The organism is Methanococcoides seepicolus, from assembly GCF_023684405.1.
Taxonomy (GTDB): Archaea; Halobacteriota; Methanosarcinia; order Methanosarcinales; family Methanosarcinaceae; genus Methanococcoides; species Methanococcoides seepicolus.
In genome coordinates this window covers 1-20,062 of the sequence record NZ_JAGSOI010000032.1, presented here as the reverse complement: position 1 = coordinate 20,062, position 20,062 = coordinate 1, and the positions used below count along the sequence as shown (strand labels likewise).

The following is a 20,062-nucleotide window of genomic DNA, read 5'->3' as shown; positions in this document are numbered from 1 at the left end:
GAAAAAATAAAACCGCAAAGGCCACACCAGCACCTTTGCAGTTCACGTTAAACAATATCAGAGAATTATCTCGATATCCAATTCTTCTGCGAGTTCCTTATACCTGTTACGGATAGTGACCTCGGTCACTCCGGCAACATCTGCAACCTCACGCTGCGTCCTGCGCTCGCCACACAGAATGGAAGCGATATAGATAGCTGCTGCCGCTACACCAGTAGGACCACGGCCGCTTGTGAGTTCTTTCTCAGAAGCCTGACGAAGGATCTCCACACCTCTTGACTGTACCTCACCCTTAAGGTTCAGACCTGAGCAGAACCTTGGAACGTAATCAATAGGTGAAGTTGGCATCAGTTTAAGCGAAAGTTCACGGGAGATGAAACGGTATGTCCTTCCGATCTCTTTCCTGCTTACCCTGGAAACCTCTCCGATCTCGTCAAGAGTTCGGGGTACACTGCACTGGCGACATGCTGCATAAAGCGCAGCCGCTGCAACACCTTCAATACTCCTGCCACGGATAAGGTTCTTATCGACCGCTTTTCTGTAAACAACTGCAGCTGTCTCACGAACAGTACGTGGAAGACCTAATGCAGATGCCATACGATCAAGTTCGGATAGTGCAAAAGCAAGGTTCCTTTCAGTAGCATTGCTTACTCTAATTCTACGCTGCCACTTTCTCAACCTATACAGTTGTGCACGGTTCTTGGAAGAAATTGATTTGCCATAAGAATCACGATTCCTCCAGTCGATCATAGTAGAGAGACCTTTGTCGTGAATCGTGTAGGTCATAGGTGCACCAACACGAGAACGCTTCATACGCTGATCATGGTCGAAAGCACGCCACTCCGGACCTTCATCAACAAACTCGGCATCCACAACAAGACCACAGTCAGCACAGACCAATTCCGCGCGCTCATAGTCTTGTTCAAGGCTACGACTGCCACATTCCGGACACTCGACCACCTTGTTCTCGACCTCTGTAGTCTTTTCTTTCTCCTTACGTGCCTTGATCATAGCACGTATCTTCTCTCTCTCTGAAGTATCAGAATGTCTTACTCTTTCAACTTCCACCATTTTATCATTGCCTCGGTTTTCCAAAAATTTTTATGCTTACTCACTTTATATCTAAGTGAATTGCTATTTATTTCACGTAAAGCTTTTCATTTAAATACTTTCGAAGGTCTGATGCACTGACATCGCCTGTGACCTTTATACTAATATAAGGAGAAACGACAGAGCCGATAACACCATTCACCTTACCGATACGCCTCACGGATTTATCCACGACCGGTAAATTGATACGTGGAAGATCCTTTAACGATGTGTCCGGTCCAATGTTGTCCCCTCTCACAAGTAACCCATTGTGTGCAACGATCTGCACAACAGTTCCAAGTCGTTTCATATGCATCTTACCATCAATATATAAATTAATTAGATGATATATATACATACAACATCTTATATATATAGTTTTCGCAATCTCTTTAATAATCCAATTTCAATTTCTAAAAAGGATAATTATCAATTATTCTAAAACCATGCCTTTACCACCGTATCTTTGCAAAGATGAACTACGAATGATAAGATAAACAAAGAATACATCAACTACAAGCAACTGAATGGGATCCTCAGGTATGTATAAATTTCCATAGGAAAGGTCATTTCAGTACTTCGCTAAGATTCCAGCCCTCATGATCGCCCCAATTCACCTACACCATTCAATTGTTGATCCAGCACTCAACTTATTACCAACTGACGTGCCTAGAACAGTATGAAATAGGTATTTGCATGTAAGTGAGCCATTTAAAGGAATGTGAATGTTGTCGAAAAGAGGTACAAAGCTTTTATTGTCATTTATATGGAGTTAATTGTAATCGAGAAACATGGGTCATCACCATTATTCAGGCATAACTATGCTGATGGTTAATGAGGTTAGGTGGATTCTGATAAAATTAACGAAGCACTGAAACTAAATTTTTTCATTATCTTTTTTGTACATTAGCAATACGAATGTTTAAATTCGATGTTAACTGATTTTTGAATGCCGGGTAACAAGTGGTTTTGAATATAATAAAGTGACCTGAAAATGAATAGAAGTGATATGTTTTCCAAGATAATGTGCAGCCAGCATACTGATTCGGTATTAAGATGCAGACGAATTCAAGAGGAAGTGTATAGAGCTGTTGAAACTGCACTAAAATATGAATGTGAAGAATATATGCCGAATTATGGCCATGATGCCAATTGCAAAAGCAAACTATAATCCCCACAAGATCTCGAAAACATAGACCATAACAGAATTGATACATCAATGACAACTATATTTGCTAAAGAACACTGTCCAGAACATGGAAATAATTAGGACTTTAAGGGTATTTTTAGAGGTATTTTTTCACACATATCATACAAACAAGGCAAAATGACGATATCAACGACAACACTTAAGAGTAATCACACAATAAACGGCAATGTCGTCTAGATATGTCCAATGAGATCCATGTCCGTATAACTTCGGGCAATGAAAATAATTTCATTTAAATGACATGACCATTGCAAGCATTAAACGCTATCCAAACCCTTAATCAAATATCTTCCAGTGGGAGGAAAACTTAGTGGCAGATAATAAATTTGTGTACATTTTCGGAAACAACGAAACTGAAGGCAAAAACAGTATGAAAGACCTGCTTGGGGGCAAAGGTGCCAACCTCGCAGAAATGTCAAATCTGGGAATTCCAGTGCCAGTTGGCTTTACGATCACAACGGGGGTCTGTACGCTCTATCTTAAGAACGGGCAGTACCCTCCAGGCCTTGAAGAACATATCGATAACGCTATCAAACAACTTGAAAGTACAACAAAGAAGAATTTCGGGGACCTAAAGAACCCACTTCTCCTTTCAGTACGATCAGGTGCCCGTGTATCTATGCCGGGAATGATGGACACGGTCCTCAACCTTGGGCTTAACGATGATTCGGTGGTCGGACTTGCTACTAAGACCGGAAACGAACGATTCGCTTATGACAGTTATAGAAGATTCCTCACGATGTTTGCTAACGTAGTGCTTGATATCGACCATGAAAAGTTCGAGTCCGCCCTTTCTTCAAAGAAGAAAGACAAATGCGTAAAGCAGGACAACGACCTTGAAGTGGAAGATCTTAAGGAACTCGTTGAAAAGTTCAAGACGATCATCAAAGATGAAACCGGAAAGGACTTCCCTCAAGATGCAAGGGAACAGCTCCAGATGGCCATTGATGCAGTGTTCGGCTCATGGAACAACCAGCGTGCTATCACATACAGAAAACTGAACGGTATCCCAGGAGAATGGGGGACTGCGGTCAATGTACAGAGCATGGTCTATGGTAACATGGGTGAGAACTCCGGAACAGGAGTTGCGTTCACAAGAGATCCTGCTACAGGTGAGAAACGATTCTTCGGAGAATACCTCATCAACGCACAGGGCGAGGATGTGGTTGCAGGTATCAGAACACCACAACCCATCAAAGCCCTCAAGAACACTATGCCTGTGGTCTATGACCAGCTCGTTGATATCTACATGAAACTGGAGGATCACTTCAAGGACATGCAGGACATAGAGTTCACCATAGAGAAAGGCAAACTGTTCATGCTTCAGACAAGGACCGGCAAGAGAACGGCAGCAGCGGCCATTAAGATAGCTACCGAAATGGTCGAAGAAGGACTTATCGATAAAGATACCGCACTCTTAAGGGTCGAGCCTGAACAGATAGACAGACTTCTGCATCCGAACATCGACCCTACCTCAACATACGAGGTAATGGCAACAGGACTTCCTGCATCCCCGGGAGCAGCTGTCGGAGAGGTCGTGTTCACAGCCGAACATGCTGAAGAGATGGCAAAGAATGGTGAGAAGACCATCCTCGTACGTGCAGAGACATCACCTGAAGATATAGGCGGTATGAACGCTGCAGAAGGTATACTGACAGTTCGCGGTGGAATGACATCACACGCTGCTGTTGTCGCAAGAGGCATGGGTAAGCCATGTGTTGCAGGATGCGGCGAGATCACCATCGACATGAAAGAGAAGATCTTCAATGTTGGTGATTATACCGTCAAAGAAGGCAACATGATCTCCATTGACGGCTCCACAGGAAATGTCATTTTAGGAGAGGTCGACCTCATCCTTCCGGGAGTTACTGACGAGCTTGAAACCATACTCAAATGGGCTGACGAAGTACGCACCCTTAAAGTAAGGACAAATGCCGACACACCACATGATGCTGAGGTTGCACGTGATTTCGGTGCAGAGGGAATTGGATTGTGCAGAACAGAGCACATGTTCTTCGGAGAGGACAGGATCCCTGCTGTGCGTGAAATGATAATGGCCGAAGATATCGAGTCCAGAAAAATGGCGCTTAAGAAGCTCCTGCCAATGCAGAGAGAGGACTTTATCGGTATTTTCAAAGCAATGGAAGGATTCCCGGTAACTATCAGGTTACTTGACCCGCCCCTCCATGAGTTCCTGCCTGTCCACGAAGAAGTCATGGATAAACTCAGGGAGCTCGAATCTTCGGACACATCCCAAAAAGAAATGGATAGGGTTAAGAAGATAGGCGAACGTATCGAATATCTGAAAGAGATAAACCCAATGCTCGGACACAGAGGATGCCGCCTTGGTATCACATATCCTGAGATATACGAAATGCAGGCACAAGCTATCATCGAAGCTGCATGCGAGCTTTCAAAGGAAGGTATGAAGATAGTACCTGAGATAATGATACCTCTTGTTAGCCACGTAAAAGAGCTTGAGTTCGTCAAGAAACACGTTACCACCGTCGTTGAATCTGTGATGGAAGAAATGGGAATTAAGCTCGACTATCTGGTAGGTACGATGATAGAACTGCCAAGAGCAGCCCTCACCGCAGACCAGATAGCAAAGGAAGCAGAGTTCTTCTCCTTCGGGACTAACGATCTGACACAGACGACCTTCGGATTCAGCAGAGATGATGCAGGTAAGTTCTTGCCATCCTACCTTGAAAGCGGCATCCTTGAGGATGACCCGTTCGCAGTGCTCGACCAGGATGGTGTCGGTCAGCTTGTGAAGATAGGAATCGAAAAAGGACGTGCAACAAGACCTGATATCAAGATAGGCATCTGTGGAGAACACGGCGGAGAACCAAAATCCATAAAGTTCGGACACAACGTCGGACTGAACTATGTCAGCTGTTCACCATTCCGTGTGCCTATTGCAAGACTTGCAGCCGCACACGCAGTCCTTGAGAACAAACAATAAACAACATCAACAATACCGTGTTGAAATACACGGTATTGATAACTTTTTTTTACATAGGATCAATTCTGCTTTGATCACAGGATAACGCAAACCCTTACCTGACAGGTTTTAGTATAGAAATGTGTAAAAATAATTTGTTGTTAGGGAAAACAACGACCTGTTGAAAAAAGGATAATGAAAGGAACTTAACCATCCAAAGATGGAAATGCTCCAAAATGGCTTTCATACCTGACAACCATATCATCCCATGTTGGAAGATCGGTCTGGCATCCAACGGTCCCTACTGCAAAGGAAGCAACTGTTGCGCCTATCCTGCCACATACATCAAGAGAATAACCACGCCTGTATGACACAAGGAAACCCGCGCGATAAGCATCACCCGCACCTGTAGGATCGAGTGCCTTTACAGGAACTATAGGAATTTCATATTCAGCATCCGCAGTGAATATCTTGCTTCCATCAGCATCGTAAGTGACAACGACAACATCGATCTGCGCCCTGATATCCTCAAAAGAGCTTTCGGTCATCTCACATACCCGCTTTATCTCATGCTTGTTAGTGAAAAGAATATCAGTATTCGAAAGGACAGTTTCAAGATTTTCCCTTGTGTATGTCACAAGGTCCTGCCCCGGATCGAAAGACACGAACTTCGCTTTTTTTGCCATCTTTGCATTGAAATTAGACTCCGAAGTAGCAAGGTGGACAAAATCAACTTCAGGAGGTTCCAGCTCTTTCAGTTTTGCAGAAGCACCCCAATAGAAGTAAGTAGACTGATTATGAAAAGGATCAGTAAAAACATATGCAGCCGTTCCTTTTTCCCCTTTAAGCCTGAAAAGCAGGGAAAGGTCGACACCTAAAGACTCAAGGTATCCCTCGTAGCCGGAAGTTGAAAAATCATCACCCACGGCGGATATCAACTGGGATTTCCCGCCAAGGATAGCAATAGCTGCAACGATATTGGCTGCCCCACCTCCGTAGAAACGCTGATAGTCCACAATAGGATTTGATTCATTGGGACCTGAAATGCCCTCCACATCAAAAAGAAAGTCAATTGCAGCGTGGCCCACAACGGAGATGGAATCAGACATATTCAAACTCCGTTTCAGTCGAACGCTTCAACGTCCACAACGTTCAGAGGAACATCCGTAAGTGCCTTTCCAATAACGGATTTAGCGATCCTTGAAGCATGTTCATCGCTTTCAGCGTCGAATACCTTCATCTCAAGAACAAGACCAACGAGCGCGGTGTTAGCTGCAATGAAAACACTGCCAAATGGCTCACTGCAGGCAGGACAGTAAGTAGTGCCCACATCGACCTCTACAAAATCAAGTTTTTTTGGGTTCAATCTTTTACCAGCTTCCGAGATGGCTACCCCAATAGCATCATCCGCTGTTTCTACATCTCTTACCAACCAAGCCGCTTCAAGTGTAACATGATAATTTGTCATCGTTTGATTCTCTCCAAATACTCTATATTTAAAACATTCATTGTTTTCTATTTAAAATAAAATTATTGAATTATCATCATATTGTGAACAACACATCGTCATCTACATCGAACACACCAAGCCGTGCACCTGCATCCAGCCATGCATGCCCATAACTGAAACATATAAGCGCATTCACAGGGTCTTCAGACTTGATGAAATGTATACCGTCCTCATAATAGGAGCGGGCCATATTCTTGTAGTCCTCAGCCACCGTACGCATGTGTGAATTCTCGATAGGGCTTATATCGGCTTTAGCAAGAGCTTCTCTCAACAGCCGTTCATACCTTTCGACCTTTTCATCCAGATTTGCTGCCACAATCACACCACTATAAGTACTGCCTTTATAAACCCATCCGTTGAGACATCACTTTTCCGAACCGAATATCTTCTTGAAAAGACCGCCGCCTTCTTTCCCCACCTCTTTGGTGGGTATTCTTTTGGGAGGAGGGCTGTCCAAGGGAACTTTCTGTTCGACAGGTGCAGGCTTCGGAGAAGGAGAACTTACTTTTTTAGAAGCACGTTTAACTGGTTCAGGAGAGGCCTTTCGCGAGCTCTTCAACACATTGACAGATTCACCGCCGTGCTTTGACTTTCTCACCCTGATGTCCACAAGGACCGGTCTTTCAATATCGTTACTGACCAGCATAGCGACACCCGGCGGCAATCGCATAAGTTCGTCCTCCACGAAAGAATTGACACCTTCCAGCCCCTTACTGATGGATTTCAAGTCGTTTGGATTAGTGACCTTCATAATGACCTGCGTACCACATTGTGAGAGGACGTTCTTGTCGATCCTTGCCGGACGCTGGGATATCACCATCATCCCAAGACCGAACTTTCTCCCTTCCGATGCGATAGTGCGCAGTACCTCAGAACTTACGGTCTTGCTAAATCCTCTTTCAGGTGCAAAATTGTGGGCTTCTTCCACCACAAGCATACCAGGAGGAATCGAGTTCATCTTACGTGCCTCGAAAAGCGCACTGCAAAGACGTGCAACTATCATACTTTGAAGTTCCGGAGGTACACCCTTGAAATCGATGACCGATGCTTTACCATTGCACATAAGCTCATTGAGCTCAGTGGGAGAGGAAGAAAGGATATCTGAATCACGAATATCCTCAAGTACACCCATCACGTTCCAGCGAGCCTTGCTCTCATTGTTCCCGACCTCGAAGATGATATCATCAAGAGTATAGGTTTCCATCTCAGCCCGCAGTTTCTGTATGGCCTCATAGAGAATACCGATATGGGTTGCCGTGAAGTTATCAGGGAAGATAGCTGTCAGGTCCTTTGCCGTCAGATTGTTCCCGTTCAATCTGAAAAGCTCATCGGCATTAGGATTTATCACTTTGTTAGCAGGAGTATAGATAGTAACATCAGAACCATAGCCCTTAGGGGATATGCCAAACTTCTTAAAACCATCATTTTTCGAAGAAGGATCCTTCATTGAAGCATATTCGCTATGAGGATCGATTATCAGAAGGGGAACTTTACGATCAAGCAGTTCCTCGAGCAATACAGCAGCAGTGTATGACTTACCACTACCGGTCTTTGCAAGGATACTGACATGTTTCTGAACAAGGCTGTTCACACTAAGATGAACAGGAATGTCCGTGCCATCCAGCATGCCAATGTACATCTCATTGCCCGAAAGACCTAATGCTGAGCTTATAAGGTCATTGTCTGCCGGGAAAACATCATCTCCAGGGCTGAACGGAGTCTTAGGAGACCTAAGAAGACCGGATGGGTCACGACTTCCTATAACCGTAGCCTCTGCAACTATACGATCTGACCTTTTGTTCGCCTTACTTTCCTTTTTCAGTTCATCGAAGACCTTTTTTGCCTCATCGAAAGAATGTTTGTTATTGGCTACATCGCTTGACCTTTTGATGGATAACACCTGACAAAGCACCCAGCCATCCGACTCGTGCCATGCCTTTACATATTCCCCTCGATGAACGGCAGTACTATCTGAAATAAGGAAGTTAAAACCAAACGAACCGGTCTCACCTGAAATAATTCCTACTGAACCGTGCATTGTCACTCTCTCACGGAAAAAGGTGCTTACGATTTATATCTATTGTGCTTTATGGACAGCTGGATATTGATAAAATTAAAAAGGAGAAAGTGATAAAACATCAATCCACATTCTCAAGGATCTCTTCAGGTGCACCAGCAAGCTTTACAAGAGCTTCTGCTTCGACAAAATGCAGCTCTGCCGGGATCACAACTATATGAAGTGGTCCCCCGAAATCGTAATTCCTTAGAGCTTCAACATAGTCCGCTTTCACCACAGGGGATGGTGAACCAGCACGAGCGACCCCTACTGCGAGGCGATCGTTCATAACACCTTCACCAAGTTTGCCCTCAACCTCAAGCAAGATCTCCATTGCCTGATTGACTGTCATATAGCCTTTGTCCTTGTCTATGTCAAGGAAAACAGCCGTATGGAGTCCTGCTTCGATGTTCTTCTTAATAGTATCATAAGGAGTCTGAGATACCACCCTTACCCCACGGCTGCTCACATAAGGGTGAGGTATGGTGACGGATTTACCAAAACGATAGTTCTGGAGGCCGGAAAGCCCGCATATAGCAGATGCGATGGAAGCTCCGTGTACAAGGGTCGTCTCGATACCCATGTCCGCTGCCCGCAGACGCAGGTCCACATGTGTCGTGGACACCATGGTATCCCCACCTGTCAAAAAGACGACATTCCTGTCCTTCGCACCAACCAACCAATCCTCAGCATGTTGCTCCACATCTTCCCTTGAGAGCAAAGTAATCTTCTTTTCATAGAGCTGTTCCATCTTTTCGAGATCAGTTCCCATTAGAATGGAAGTATAGAACTCAACATAGACCTTGTCAGCGTTGCGTATCTTTTCAAGCCCTTTTAAAGAAATATCCTTTTCATCGAACAGACCAAGTCCTACAAAATCAAGCATAATATGGTAAAAATCAGCTTGTATGTTAAAGTTTTTGAATATAGGAGATAAAGAGAGGGAGACCATTCGAAACGTTTTTATAGAACCATACACAGTTAGTTTCATTCATATTTAACAAAACCACTATACCAATTCTTATAATTAAGACTATCAGGAGGTTCAGATTCTATGGCAGGACTAGGTCAGCCAACAATTATAGATCCAAGAAAGGAACAGACACAGGGCAAGGATGCACTTCACATGAACATTGCAGCAGCAAAAGCAGTTGCAAATATAGTAAAGACAACACTTGGTCCAAAAGGAATGGACAAGATGCTTGTCAATGGTGTGGGTGACATCGTACTTACCAACGACGGCGCAATGATCTTAAAAGGGATGGAGATCGAACATCCAACCGCTAAGATGATCGTTGAAGTTGCAAAGACCCAGGAAACCATTGCAGGAGACGGTACAACAGGTGCTGTAGTTCTTGCCGGCGCACTTCTTGAGAAAGCAGAAGGGCTCATTGATACCGGAATCCATCCTGCAGTTATCATCAAAGGATTCCTGAAAGCATCTGGCAAGGCAATGGAATTACTTGACAATTATGCTGTAGAGGTCACAAAAGAGAACAGGGAAGTTCTCGTGAACATTGCAAAGACCGCCATTGCAGGCAAATCTTCAGAAGCTTTTGCTGACCATATCGCAAACATTTGTGTTGATGCTGCACTCGAAGTAGAGGAAGATGGAAAGGTCGACCTCAACAATATAATGCTTACACAGGATCCTGGACAACAGATCGATGATACCGAGTTCCTTGAAGGCATCGTTGTCAACAAGGCACGCCTCCATTCAGCAATGCCCGAAAAGGTGGAGAAACCAAAGATCGCTATTCTCGCTTCAGACATCTCTGTCAAGAAGACAAAGAACAAAGCATCTTTCCAGATCGATTCAGCTGATAAGATGAAAGAGTTCCTTGAACAGGAAAAAGCAGACTTTGAAGCAATGCTCGACAGGATTCTTGATACCGGAGCAACCGTCATTATTGGCACAAAGAACATTGATCAGGTCGCAATGGACTATTTCCAGAAGAAAGGAGTCTATGCGATCAGACGTGTAAATGAAGACGATATTAAAGCGATCTCAAGAGCAACCGGAGCACACATTGTCAAGAATATCATGGACATCTCCGAGAAGGACCTTGGAAGCGCAGAGCTCATTGAACAGATCGGTGCATTCGACCTTGGTAAGACATACATCAGAGGTTGCAAGAACACGAACACCATCACCATCCTCCTCAGGGGAAGTACGGAACATATCACCGATAACCTTGAACGTACAATGGATGATGCACTCAACGTGATCAAGAACACCATCGAAGATGGCACGATCGTTGCAGGTGGCGGTGCTTCCGAGATCGAGATCGCACAGGGACTCAGAGCCTACTCAACCAGTGTCGAAGGACGCGAACAGCTTGCTGTCGCAGCATTTGCTGAAGCACTTGAGAGCATTCCAAGGGAAATTGCAATCAACGCAGGTATGGACAGTATAGACACCATCCTCGCACTTCGTGCAAAACACACCGAGATAAAGAACGCTGGTCTTGATGTTTACTCAACAGAGATCATTGATACTCTCGAGAACGGCATTGTTGATTCCCTCAGGGTAAAGAAACAGGCTATCAAATCCGCTTCCGAGGTTGCCAACATGGTATTACGTGTTGACGACATGCTCAAAGCACAAAGGCAGCAGATGATGGATGTGAACCCTGAACACAACATCCACAACTACGAAGGAATGTAAATGGATAGTAAGGGAAACCTTACGATCCATAGAATTTTTTATAGTCTTCTATTGCTTTTTTAGCCACATTGGGATAGCGTTCCATCATATATTCGATGAAACCATCCCTTGAACGGCATTCTTTTACAACTTGAAGCATCTTCGCAGCAAACTCTTTCGAGCTTTGATTCGACCTTTCTACCTCAAATGTCAGACACAAAGCTTCCACCGGAAAATGATCCCTCCTAATATGAGGCGAAACAGAACCCATCAACACATTATTTTCCAGAACACTGAATCCCGGCACACCTTTTTCATGTATCCTTGTGCTTGAGATCAATTTATGGAAATTATCTGAAGAATATGAATGCAACTCGACATAGATGTCAGGCCGATATGCCTTCACAACATCAATGATCAGTTTCCCCATATCTTTATAATAATCCCCGTCCAGCGTGGAAATATAGTCCCCCCTGCTTACCACAGGCAGTATAGCAAGAGTGCCTGATGACGGGCGCTCAATATTCAACAGTACATCTGAAGTATCCCGCCATTCCTGCCCATGAAGCCCAGCAACAAAAAGACGAAATGGACGACCTTTCCCATATATCTTGAGAAGCATTGCAGACCTCCTTTATCTTGTCAAATATTGAGTAGAACCGACACTTATGCAATAAAAATAAATGACCGATATAACGGTCGAACGGTCAATGATCAATGGTTTAGAAGCATTGATAAGATGGAGTGAGTGAGCAAAGATCGAAAGATCAATCCGTATCCTCGACCTCACCGATCTTGCGTGCAACAACGTATATCTCCTGCTTCTTTGACTCGAGCACGTTCTGAATTTCAAGCCCAAACCCTTCCATTATACTAAGCAGAGGCTCCCTCTGAATCCTTTTTGACATCTTAATTACCTGAAGCAATCGTCCATTCAATTTAAGCAATGGAAGTACACGCTTAAGAGCTGTAAGGGAATCTTCCGGTTCAAGGGTCATATCGCTCAGGATGACATCCACAGGCTCCGGCGACATGGTCTCAAGAGGGAAGGTGAAAACATCACCGAGCATGACCGAAACATTGCTTCTTTCATGAGCTATTTGACCAAGCTCCTCCCTGAAATCACGGCTGAACTCCAGACCCCTCACATCACCTGCGATCTCCGATGCAAATACAATAAATCCGCCTGCACTTGAACCCAGGTCAAGGACAGAATCACCTTCTTTGATAAGACCGATCTCATCCTGTATCCCTTTTAACTTGAAATATCCCTTTGGCATATCAAGCCCTTCGTCCACCTTGACGTCATCATCAATAGAAACATCTTTAGAAGGCTTTGTTACAACAGAACCATCGATTTTTACATGACCATCAAGTATAGCCTTTTTAGAGCGACCACGTGACTTAAAAGAACCCATTTCAACAAGATATGCATCCAACCTCATAAATTAGTGAAGGTGAGACAACTATAAAAAGGTAACAAAGAAAAAAAGAAAAAAAATGAAGGGGTCAATTGAAATTATAAGTACAGGAAACCCCATCCGTCCTGAAACAGCCATTGCATGACACACACTTAACCCGGTCGCTCCCTTCCTTAAGATTTACGACAAGGTCAGGTTCGGCAATAAAGGGCCTGCTGAGCGAGATCATATCCGCATATCCCCTTAACATAGACTCCATCACGGCCTTTGTACGGATTCCGCCTACCAGTATCACAGGTATCTTCACCGTATCACGGATCATTTTGGAATAACGCCTGAAATATGCTTCCTTTTCTTCAGAATCAATGCCCTTCTGAGACATGACCGCACCTGCTTCGAATATCCCGCCACTTACTTCGATGGCACAAACTCCGGCTTTTTCAAGAAGGCTGGCAATTTCCACACATTCGGGAGCATCAAGCCCGATCTTACCTGAGAACACATCAAAACCATCTGTGGCATTCATCTTCACCATGATAGGGAAGTCCTTTCCTACCTTTTCCTGAGTTCTTCTAACTATCTCAGTGACCACCCTTGCCCGATTCTCCACAGAACCGCCCCATTTGTCGGTCCTACGGTTCGTATAAGGGGAAATGAAACTGCTTAACAGGAAACCGTGAGCACAATGTATCTGAACACCATCGAATCCTGCTGCCTTTGACCGTCTTGCAGCCTCTGCAAAGTTTTCAATGGTAGCAAGGATATCCTCTTCTGTCATCTCCACAGGAATTTTACCGGAGGCTGGATCTTTGACTGCCGAAGGCGCTAAAAGAGGAACACCTTCCTTTACGATCGATTGCCTGCCGCCATGGACTATCTGTATGAATATCCTACAGTCGTACTTGTGAACCCTTGAGACAATTTCCCCATAAGGTCCGATGAACCTGTCATCATAGATACCCTGCTGCCTTTCATCACTTTGTCCTTTGACATCCACATATGAATAGCCCGTAATTATCAAGCCGACATCTTCCCGGGCAAGGTCTTCATACATATCCCCTATCCCTTTGGTCACAGTTCCATCCAATTCAGCCATCCCCTCATTGGTCGCTGAACGCACAAAACGGTTCTTTACAGTCAGTCCTGCTATAGTTATAGGTTCAAAAAGCATGCATTCCAATCAGCTACTATTCGTTTATAGGTTTTGCTTAAGCAGGGTCATGCATTCAGTCAAGTGAAGCTCTGATCTCATCAGCCCTTTCTTCCATCATCTCGTTCTGCATCTTGTACACTACAAGAGTGATGAAAAGAAGGACAAATGCTATCACGTTCACCAATAATGTCAGCTGCAGGGAAGTACCTTCAAGCCCGCCGCCGCTTGAACCTGAAGTATCACCGAACATCAACGGGTGAGCTGAACGCCAGAGGCGTATGGATAAAAAGCTCAGCGGAACTGAAATAAAGCCGAGTATTCCGAAAACAGAAGCTAAACGTGCACGTTTATCTGCACCATCCACTGCCTGCCGAAGCACAATATAAGCGACATAGACCAGAAAAAGTGCAAGAGATGTTGTAAGTCTTGGCTCCCATACCCAGTACCATCCCCACGTAGCCTTAGCCCAGATGGAACCGGTTACCAGAACAAGAAACGCAAAAATGACACCCACCTCAGCTGCCGAGCGGGAAAGGATGTCATAACTGTACTTACCTGTCCTCAAGAACAGAATGCTGGAAACGAAAACCACAGTAAAGGCCAGATAGGAAGTAATGGCTATCGGCATGTGGAAATAGAATATCCTAAAGCTCATATCAAGGGTTTCCCCCATGGCACCTTTCATATCCGGAAGGTAGAAAATTATCATGCCAATGGCTAGCAACATGCTCATTGCAGACAGAACTGGCAAAATCTTATCTCTTAACATCCTCTCCGACATTTGGAAAACCCCGATGAATAACTTGGGAACGATGTAAGTAGTACATCTCCACCGATATATAAGTTTTAATCCTGTATGACATATTCGAATACAAGCTGTGCCACAAGGAAGAAAACGACATCATATACAAGCAGAAGCCGTAGTTCCTGAGAGATATCCCCGTAGGATGCACCCATGAGGATACTTCCGGTTGCCATCACAGCAGGGATAAGAGCAGGAAGCACCAGAGGCAATAACAGAACAGGAAGTAATATTTCCCGAGTTCTTGTGTTCACTGTCAGAGCTGAAAGCAGTGTTCCCACACAGACAAAACCGACAGTACCAAGGAATATTATGATACCAAGCCAGAAAAGTCCTGTTATGCTGAAATTGAACATGATGGCAAACAGAGGTACAGTTATGATCTCCACCAGTAGCATCAGCACCATGTTCGCCATCATCTTCCCAGTGTATATGGAACTCCTGCCTATCGGGCATAATTTCAAACCCTCGAGACAGCCGTTTTCCAGTTCTGCCACGAAGGAGCGGGAAAGACCTATGGAACCTGCGAAGATGAAGGCTATCCAGAGTACACCCGGAGCGACCATTGCCACGTCTTGAGAAGAGCCAAGTATAGGAGCAAATGTGATACTGAACACTACTATGACAAGCAATGAGAAAAGAACCATTGAATTGAGCATTTGCTTGGTGCGGAACTCCTCTTTGAGGTCCTTTGCTGCAATATGAAGAATGCGTATCATGTTGATCCCATATCAAAAAGTATCATTGTCACCCACGTGTGATGAGTATATGTCCCTCAGTTCTTCCGCAGAGGCCACTTCAGACATAAGGCTGTCGAAAACAATACTTCCCTTGTCAAGTATGATAACACGGTCACACATGTTGTACGTTCTGTTGATGTCATGGGTTATCATCAGTCTTGTGGTGTCCTTTGGGTCAAGCTCCAGCAACACCTTCTCAAATGCGTGGGCTGCATGTTGGTCAAGTCCTGTATAAGGTTCATCCAGAAAAAGAATTGAAGGCTCATGTAAAAGTGCCCTTGCGATGGAGAGACGCTGCTTCATACCCCTAGAAAATGTGGATACACGGTCATCTGCCCTTTTAACAAGCTCGACCTGCTCCAACAGTCCATTTATACGAGCTTCAAGATTCTCACTGGCAATACCATACATCTGTCCAAAGAAGCGCAGATTCTCTACTGCGGTCAGGTCGTTGTAGAGATATGTTTCATGGGAAATGACGCCTATGATACTCCTCAATGAGCCCTGATCGTTTAAAATGTCCTTGCCGTTGACCATTACAGTACCCTCAGAAGGAGAGGATAGAGCTGACATGATCTTTACAAGGGTTGTCTTGCCTGCACCATTAGCACCCAGCAGAGCTACAAACTCCCCTTTCTTTATGTCCAGATCAATGCCTTTTAGTACAGGCATGTTACCGAACTTCTTTGAGACATTGTTGAGAGACAGTATAGCATCCATCGGAATAAGATTGCGTTCTGCATAAATTAACGTTTTGATGAAAACACCCGTTCAGTCTATGGATGACACCATCCATAAGACATATCGAACTGAATAATTCACCAAACGGGCGTAAGCCTGCTATTATAAATTATGACCATAAAGTAGCCTATTTTATGGTCAAGATCAAGAAATCGATAGCAACATACGTTACAATCAACTACAGTGATATTTTATATATAATGTTGGAAGAGTATATATTAAGAAATGTTCAAAATAATCAAATATTGTTATCGGCAAATGGTTGCATTATACTTGATTTTCAAAGATCTTATTGAATATATCGAAAAGGTTCGAACTGAGGTGAATAAAGAATGAATCAGCATACAAGACTGATATATTTGCTCTTATTGATTTTTGCAGTTATCTTAGCAGGGATCTCTACTGCTGGAGCACAAACTTCTGGTGAGATATGCGTAAATGCAGAGATACAGGAAATAAGTCCTAGTTCAATAGGTATCGATGAAGAGTTCACCCTGGGAATTAATATTGAGAGTTGTGGGTCTAAAGCTCCTGAAGACATTACCTTTGAGATAATCAGCATCCCTCCGGATATCATAGTTACAGAAGATCTGGTCACCAAAATTTCTAAATTATCTTATAGTACAAGCGAAAGGCACCTGGTATACCACATGAGGACAACTAATGATGCCAACCCCGGCCCTCATATCATAAAGATGAAATTAACATATCCAAATATGGAGTTGGAAACAACAAAATATTATGAAGTTGAGATCAGAGTAATAGGCGAAGACGCTGAACCAAGAATCTCTTCTGTCACAACCAGTCCTGAATATATCTATGAGGGAGATACAGTTGACTTAAGATTAGGCATAGAGAACTTCGGGGAAGCAATAGCAAAGTCTGTATCAGTTAGCCTGGATCATGAGTTTAAAGGAATTAAGAATTCTACAATTGGAACTCTTGGCATGAATGGTACTCAAACTGCATTGTTCAAGTTCAAGGCAAACCGGTCAGGAGAGTTTGAGATACCTGTCATTATTTATTATGAAGATGATTTTGGCAAGCAAAAGGATGAATATGACATTACAATAACCGTGCTTGATAAAAAAGGGAGTTTGAACCTTGCATCTGTAAAGGTCGATCCTGTTCTTCCTTACATGGATGAGACTGTGGAATTGACCATGAGGATCGAAAACTCTGGTGACAGGACAATAAATTCAATAAGGGTCTATGCTGACCATCCGTTCAAAGGACTAAAAGAATCCTTTATAGGAACTCTTGATCCAAATGAAGACGGACCTGCAGTAATTACTTTTATAGCTGATCAGGCAGGGGAATACGAGATCCCTGTGACCATTACGTATAGTGATGATTTTGGGGAAGAACAGATCGATACGAAGATCAACATTATTGTCCTGGAAAGTAATAGTGGAGCAGGAACTGCTTTAATTGTATTGCTTGTCCTGGGAGTTATTGGAGGGCTGATCTACAATAATTACAGAACGAAAAAGTCAAAGGATGAGATAATCAAGCAGTTAATGGAAGGCAGTGATAGCTCTGCTGACAACAAAGAAGAATGAGAGGTCTCCAACATGATCAACGATATCAGGGTGGGGGCTCTTATTGCATCCAGCAGTGTAAAGAGAGGAAACAAAAAAACACTGATGTTCATAGTCTTTGTTCTCTCGCTCATTTTTATGAACTTAGTGTTCCTCCCATCAATGATAGGAGGAATGACCGTTCTATTCACTGGATTCATGCAGGACTACCCTTATGGGGATGTTGTTATTGAACCAACAGGCGACAACACCTATATCAACAATGCAGATAGCGTCTTGAAGAAGGTCCGGGCTGTGGAAGGCGTAAGGGCCGCAACAAAGAGACTCGATGTAGGGGCGTCGATCGATCATAAACAGAAAGTTGTAGGAGTAACTGTTACAGGACTGCTTCCCACAGAAGAGTACGAAATATCACAATACCCATATATTATTACTGACGGGGATTTCCTGGGAGAGCTTTCCCGGGATGAGATAATCATCGGTGCTATGATCGCAGGTACAGGTTTCGGATCAGAGATATATGATAACCTGGGTGAAGTTAAGGTAGGGTCTCTTGTTGATGTAACGTACAGCAATGGCGTAAAGAAGACCTATAAGGTCAAAGGTATCATGGAAGGCACATTCGAACTTGTTGACCTTAATGCCCTGGTTCACTACAAAGAGATAGAAGAAGTATATGGTCTGGAAGGAAGCAAAGCTACCAGTGTAGTTGTAAGGATCGACAAGCAGGGGACTGAAGAACATATCCAGGATAAGATCAGAGAAGCCGGAGTGAATGAGCAGGTCTTTACCTGGGCTGATAAATCAGAGACCCTCATAAAGCAGGCAATGCAAAGCATGGGTGCTATAGATATCATGTCAAAGTTCGTGAGTTTGATCGTAGGCGCTGCATTGATCCTTATCATTATCTACATCAACATACTTAATAAGAAAAAAGAGATCGGCATTTTAAAAGCAATAGGCATTACCCCCAGATCAATAGTATTGTCCTATGCGTTCCTTAGTACATTCTATGTTTCTTTAGGAATAATCGCAGGATTGGCTTTATATTTATCACTCATGCTTTACTTCCAGGCAAATCCAGTGGTATTCTATGAAACCATGGAAATAAGGCCAGTGATAGATCCTATGCTGCTCATTCAAAGCATAATTACCATGCTTACACTATCAGTGATAGCCGGAACACTCCCCGCCTGGAGTGTATCAAAAGAGAGCATACTCAAAGCCATATGGGGAAGATGATATGATCGTTGTGAAAGACCTGAAAAGATATTATGGGTCAGGGCAAAATACTGTCAAGGCTCTCAATGGCGTTTCTTTCGAGATAAAGAAAGGGGAATTTGTAGCCATTATGGGTGCATCCGGTAGTGGCAAAACGACTCTGTTGAGGATACTGGCATTATTGGACGATGCGACCGCCGGAGAATACACCATAAGGGGATTAAAGGTTTCCAGCTTGCCTGAAGCAGAAAGAAGTTATTACAGGCTGACACAGGTCGGCTATGTCTTTCAGGACTATGCACTCATCAATGAGATGAGTGCTGCCGAAAATGTTTATGTGCTTTCCATGATGGAAGGAAAATCAAAAAAGGAGTCTTATGAGATTGCTCTTGAAGCATTAGATAAGGTTGGCCTAACGGGAAAACAGGACAGGATCCCTGATGAATTGTCTGGCGGAGAAAAGCAAAGAGTGGCGATTGCAAGAGCCATAGCCAAAAAACCTGACATAATGTTTGCTGATGAACCGTGTGCAAACCTGGACACCAACAACTCAAAACAAGTACTGGATGTGTTCAAAGATCTGAATGATAAACATGGCCAGACAATTGTGATGGTAACACATGAACAATGGCATACTGAGTATGTTGACAGGGTGATCACCCTCGAAGATGGTATTTTAGTTAGCGATGAGATGATGGACGAAAGTGGGGAAGAGAAATGATACTGATTTTCTGAGAAAGAAGATCATTGACATGCCTTATATTGAGTGGAAGATGATGGGATTCTCAAAAGGCACGTTGCATTATATGAAGCAGAATGTCAAGAGTGACAAGCCGTTTACGTTGAATGCTCATGTGAGAGAAAGGTTGGAAATGTGGTGAAGGTTACTGCTGAGTTTACGCTATGATGAAATCAATTCGAGATTTCACGAATGGCGGAGTTCTGTCCTAACACCAAAAGACCTGACAAGCCATAAAAAAGAAAAGA

General features: G+C 43.7%; 19 protein-coding genes. 6 read left to right on the top strand and 13 right to left on the bottom strand.

What is annotated here, in order from left to right:
• Positions 1-57: 57 nt before the first annotated feature.
• On the bottom strand, positions 58-1,071 hold the full coding sequence (locus KDK67_RS08590) for a transcription initiation factor IIB (RefSeq protein WP_011499054.1): 1,014 nt from the start codon (positions 1,069-1,071) through the stop codon (positions 58-60).
• 67 nt (positions 1,072-1,138) lie between these two features.
• On the bottom strand, positions 1,139-1,399 hold the full coding sequence (locus KDK67_RS08585) for an H/ACA ribonucleoprotein complex subunit GAR1 (RefSeq protein ID WP_250868383.1): 261 nt from the start codon (positions 1,397-1,399) through the stop codon (positions 1,139-1,141).
• 1,210 nt (positions 1,400-2,609) lie between these two features.
• On the opposite strand from KDK67_RS08585, the gene ppdK reads away from it, so the two are divergent.
• A complete protein-coding gene (gene ppdK / locus KDK67_RS08580; RefSeq protein ID WP_250868382.1) occupies positions 2,610-5,264 on the top strand; it encodes a pyruvate, phosphate dikinase in 2,655 nt (884 codons plus the stop codon).
• A 185-nt stretch (positions 5,265-5,449) separates the two neighbouring features.
• Here the strand turns inward: ppdK and KDK67_RS08575 are convergent, their stop codons facing one another.
• The 5 genes from KDK67_RS08575 to dph5 form a co-directional block, all read right to left on the bottom strand.
• Positions 5,450-6,352: a carbohydrate kinase family protein gene (locus KDK67_RS08575; RefSeq protein ID WP_250868381.1), complete on the bottom strand. Its 903-nt coding sequence runs from the start codon at positions 6,350-6,352 to the stop codon at positions 5,450-5,452.
• Positions 6,353-6,366: 14 nt separating this feature from the next.
• The gene (locus tag KDK67_RS08570) at positions 6,367-6,711 is read right to left on the bottom strand and encodes a DUF555 domain-containing protein (RefSeq protein ID WP_172368174.1); all 345 of its coding nucleotides are present in this window, start codon (positions 6,709-6,711) and stop codon (positions 6,367-6,369) included.
• A 76-nt stretch (positions 6,712-6,787) separates the two neighbouring features.
• Positions 6,788-7,069, bottom strand: coding sequence for a DUF357 domain-containing protein (locus tag KDK67_RS08565; RefSeq protein ID WP_250868380.1), 282 nt, complete (start codon positions 7,067-7,069; stop codon positions 6,788-6,790).
• A 48-nt stretch (positions 7,070-7,117) separates the two neighbouring features.
• A complete protein-coding gene (locus KDK67_RS08560; RefSeq protein ID WP_250868379.1) occupies positions 7,118-8,791 on the bottom strand; it encodes a helicase HerA domain-containing protein in 1,674 nt (557 codons plus the stop codon).
• Positions 8,792-8,891: 100 nt separating this feature from the next.
• Entirely contained in the window at positions 8,892-9,695 is an 804-nt protein-coding gene (dph5, locus tag KDK67_RS08555; protein ID WP_250868378.1) for a diphthine synthase, read from the bottom strand.
• Positions 9,696-9,863: 168 nt separating this feature from the next.
• On the opposite strand from dph5, the gene thsA reads away from it, so the two are divergent.
• Positions 9,864-11,477: a thermosome subunit alpha gene (thsA, locus tag KDK67_RS08550; RefSeq protein WP_250868377.1), complete on the top strand. Its 1,614-nt coding sequence runs from the start codon at positions 9,864-9,866 to the stop codon at positions 11,475-11,477.
• Positions 11,478-11,496: 19 nt separating this feature from the next.
• Here the strand turns inward: thsA and KDK67_RS08545 are convergent, their stop codons facing one another.
• The 6 genes from KDK67_RS08545 to KDK67_RS08520 all read right to left on the bottom strand — a co-directional run bounded on the left by KDK67_RS08545 (position 11,497) and on the right by KDK67_RS08520 (position 16,292).
• Complete coding sequence (locus KDK67_RS08545) at positions 11,497-12,078, bottom strand: DUF2119 domain-containing protein (protein WP_250868376.1); 582 nt, start codon at positions 12,076-12,078, stop codon at positions 11,497-11,499.
• A 145-nt stretch (positions 12,079-12,223) separates the two neighbouring features.
• The gene (locus KDK67_RS08540) at positions 12,224-12,901 is read right to left on the bottom strand and encodes a S4 domain-containing protein (RefSeq protein ID WP_250868375.1); all 678 of its coding nucleotides are present in this window, start codon (positions 12,899-12,901) and stop codon (positions 12,224-12,226) included.
• A gap of 64 nt (positions 12,902-12,965) precedes the next feature.
• On the bottom strand, positions 12,966-14,048 hold the full coding sequence (locus KDK67_RS08535) for an oxidoreductase (protein ID WP_250868374.1): 1,083 nt from the start codon (positions 14,046-14,048) through the stop codon (positions 12,966-12,968).
• A 55-nt stretch (positions 14,049-14,103) separates the two neighbouring features.
• Positions 14,104-14,826 (bottom strand): cytochrome c biogenesis protein CcsA, encoded by a 723-nt coding sequence (locus KDK67_RS08530; RefSeq protein WP_338101253.1) that lies wholly within the window; start codon positions 14,824-14,826, stop codon positions 14,104-14,106.
• A 50-nt stretch (positions 14,827-14,876) separates the two neighbouring features.
• Positions 14,877-15,551 (bottom strand): heme exporter protein CcmB, encoded by a 675-nt coding sequence (locus KDK67_RS08525; protein ID WP_250868372.1) that lies wholly within the window; start codon positions 15,549-15,551, stop codon positions 14,877-14,879.
• 12 nt (positions 15,552-15,563) lie between these two features.
• Positions 15,564-16,292: an ABC transporter ATP-binding protein gene (locus tag KDK67_RS08520; protein WP_250868371.1), complete on the bottom strand. Its 729-nt coding sequence runs from the start codon at positions 16,290-16,292 to the stop codon at positions 15,564-15,566.
• Positions 16,293-16,645: 353 nt separating this feature from the next.
• Here KDK67_RS08520 and KDK67_RS08515 point away from each other — a divergent pair, with 353 nt between their 5' ends.
• From KDK67_RS08515 to KDK67_RS08500, 4 genes are read left to right on the top strand one after another with little or no spacing between them, the layout of a single operon-like run.
• Positions 16,646-17,875 (top strand): COG1361 S-layer family protein, encoded by a 1,230-nt coding sequence (locus KDK67_RS08515; RefSeq protein WP_250868370.1) that lies wholly within the window; start codon positions 16,646-16,648, stop codon positions 17,873-17,875.
• Between the two features lie 12 nt (positions 17,876-17,887).
• Positions 17,888-19,096 (top strand): ABC transporter permease, encoded by a 1,209-nt coding sequence (locus KDK67_RS08510; protein WP_250868369.1) that lies wholly within the window; start codon positions 17,888-17,890, stop codon positions 19,094-19,096.
• A 1-nt stretch (position 19,097) separates the two neighbouring features.
• Positions 19,098-19,796, top strand: coding sequence for an ABC transporter ATP-binding protein (locus KDK67_RS08505; protein ID WP_250868368.1), 699 nt, complete (start codon positions 19,098-19,100; stop codon positions 19,794-19,796).
• Positions 19,780-19,956, top strand: a complete 177-nt coding sequence (locus KDK67_RS08500) for a hypothetical protein (RefSeq protein ID WP_338101251.1) — start codon at positions 19,780-19,782, stop codon at positions 19,954-19,956. Before KDK67_RS08505 ends, KDK67_RS08500 begins: the two co-directional genes overlap by 17 nt.
• Positions 19,957-20,062: the final 106 nt, after the last annotated feature.

Coding starts and splice junctions, on each gene's coding strand:
- KDK67_RS08590 (WP_011499054.1), bottom strand. CDS start 1,071: ATGGTGGAAGTTGAAAGAGTAAGACATTCTGATACTTCAGAGAGAGAG.
- KDK67_RS08585 (WP_250868383.1), bottom strand. CDS start 1,399: ATGAAACGACTTGGAACTGTTGTGCAGATCGTTGCACACAATGGGTTA.
- KDK67_RS08575 (WP_250868381.1), bottom strand. CDS start 6,352: ATGTCTGATTCCATCTCCGTTGTGGGCCACGCTGCAATTGACTTTCTT.
- KDK67_RS08570 (WP_172368174.1), bottom strand. CDS start 6,711: ATGACAAATTATCATGTTACACTTGAAGCGGCTTGGTTGGTAAGAGAT.
- KDK67_RS08560 (WP_250868379.1), bottom strand. CDS start 8,791: ATGCACGGTTCAGTAGGAATTATTTCAGGTGAGACCGGTTCGTTTGGT.
- dph5 (WP_250868378.1), bottom strand. CDS start 9,695: ATGCTTGATTTTGTAGGACTTGGTCTGTTCGATGAAAAGGATATTTCT.
- thsA (WP_250868377.1), top strand. CDS start 9,864: ATGGCAGGACTAGGTCAGCCAACAATTATAGATCCAAGAAAGGAACAG.
- KDK67_RS08545 (WP_250868376.1), bottom strand. CDS start 12,078: ATGCTTCTCAAGATATATGGGAAAGGTCGTCCATTTCGTCTTTTTGTT.
- KDK67_RS08540 (WP_250868375.1), bottom strand. CDS start 12,901: ATGAGGTTGGATGCATATCTTGTTGAAATGGGTTCTTTTAAGTCACGT.
- KDK67_RS08535 (WP_250868374.1), bottom strand. CDS start 14,048: ATGCTTTTTGAACCTATAACTATAGCAGGACTGACTGTAAAGAACCGT.
- KDK67_RS08525 (WP_250868372.1), bottom strand. CDS start 15,551: ATGATACGCATTCTTCATATTGCAGCAAAGGACCTCAAAGAGGAGTTC.
- KDK67_RS08520 (WP_250868371.1), bottom strand. CDS start 16,292: ATGGATGCTATACTGTCTCTCAACAATGTCTCAAAGAAGTTCGGTAAC.
- KDK67_RS08515 (WP_250868370.1), top strand. CDS start 16,646: ATGAATCAGCATACAAGACTGATATATTTGCTCTTATTGATTTTTGCA.
- KDK67_RS08510 (WP_250868369.1), top strand. CDS start 17,888: ATGATCAACGATATCAGGGTGGGGGCTCTTATTGCATCCAGCAGTGTA.
- KDK67_RS08505 (WP_250868368.1), top strand. CDS start 19,098: ATGATCGTTGTGAAAGACCTGAAAAGATATTATGGGTCAGGGCAAAAT.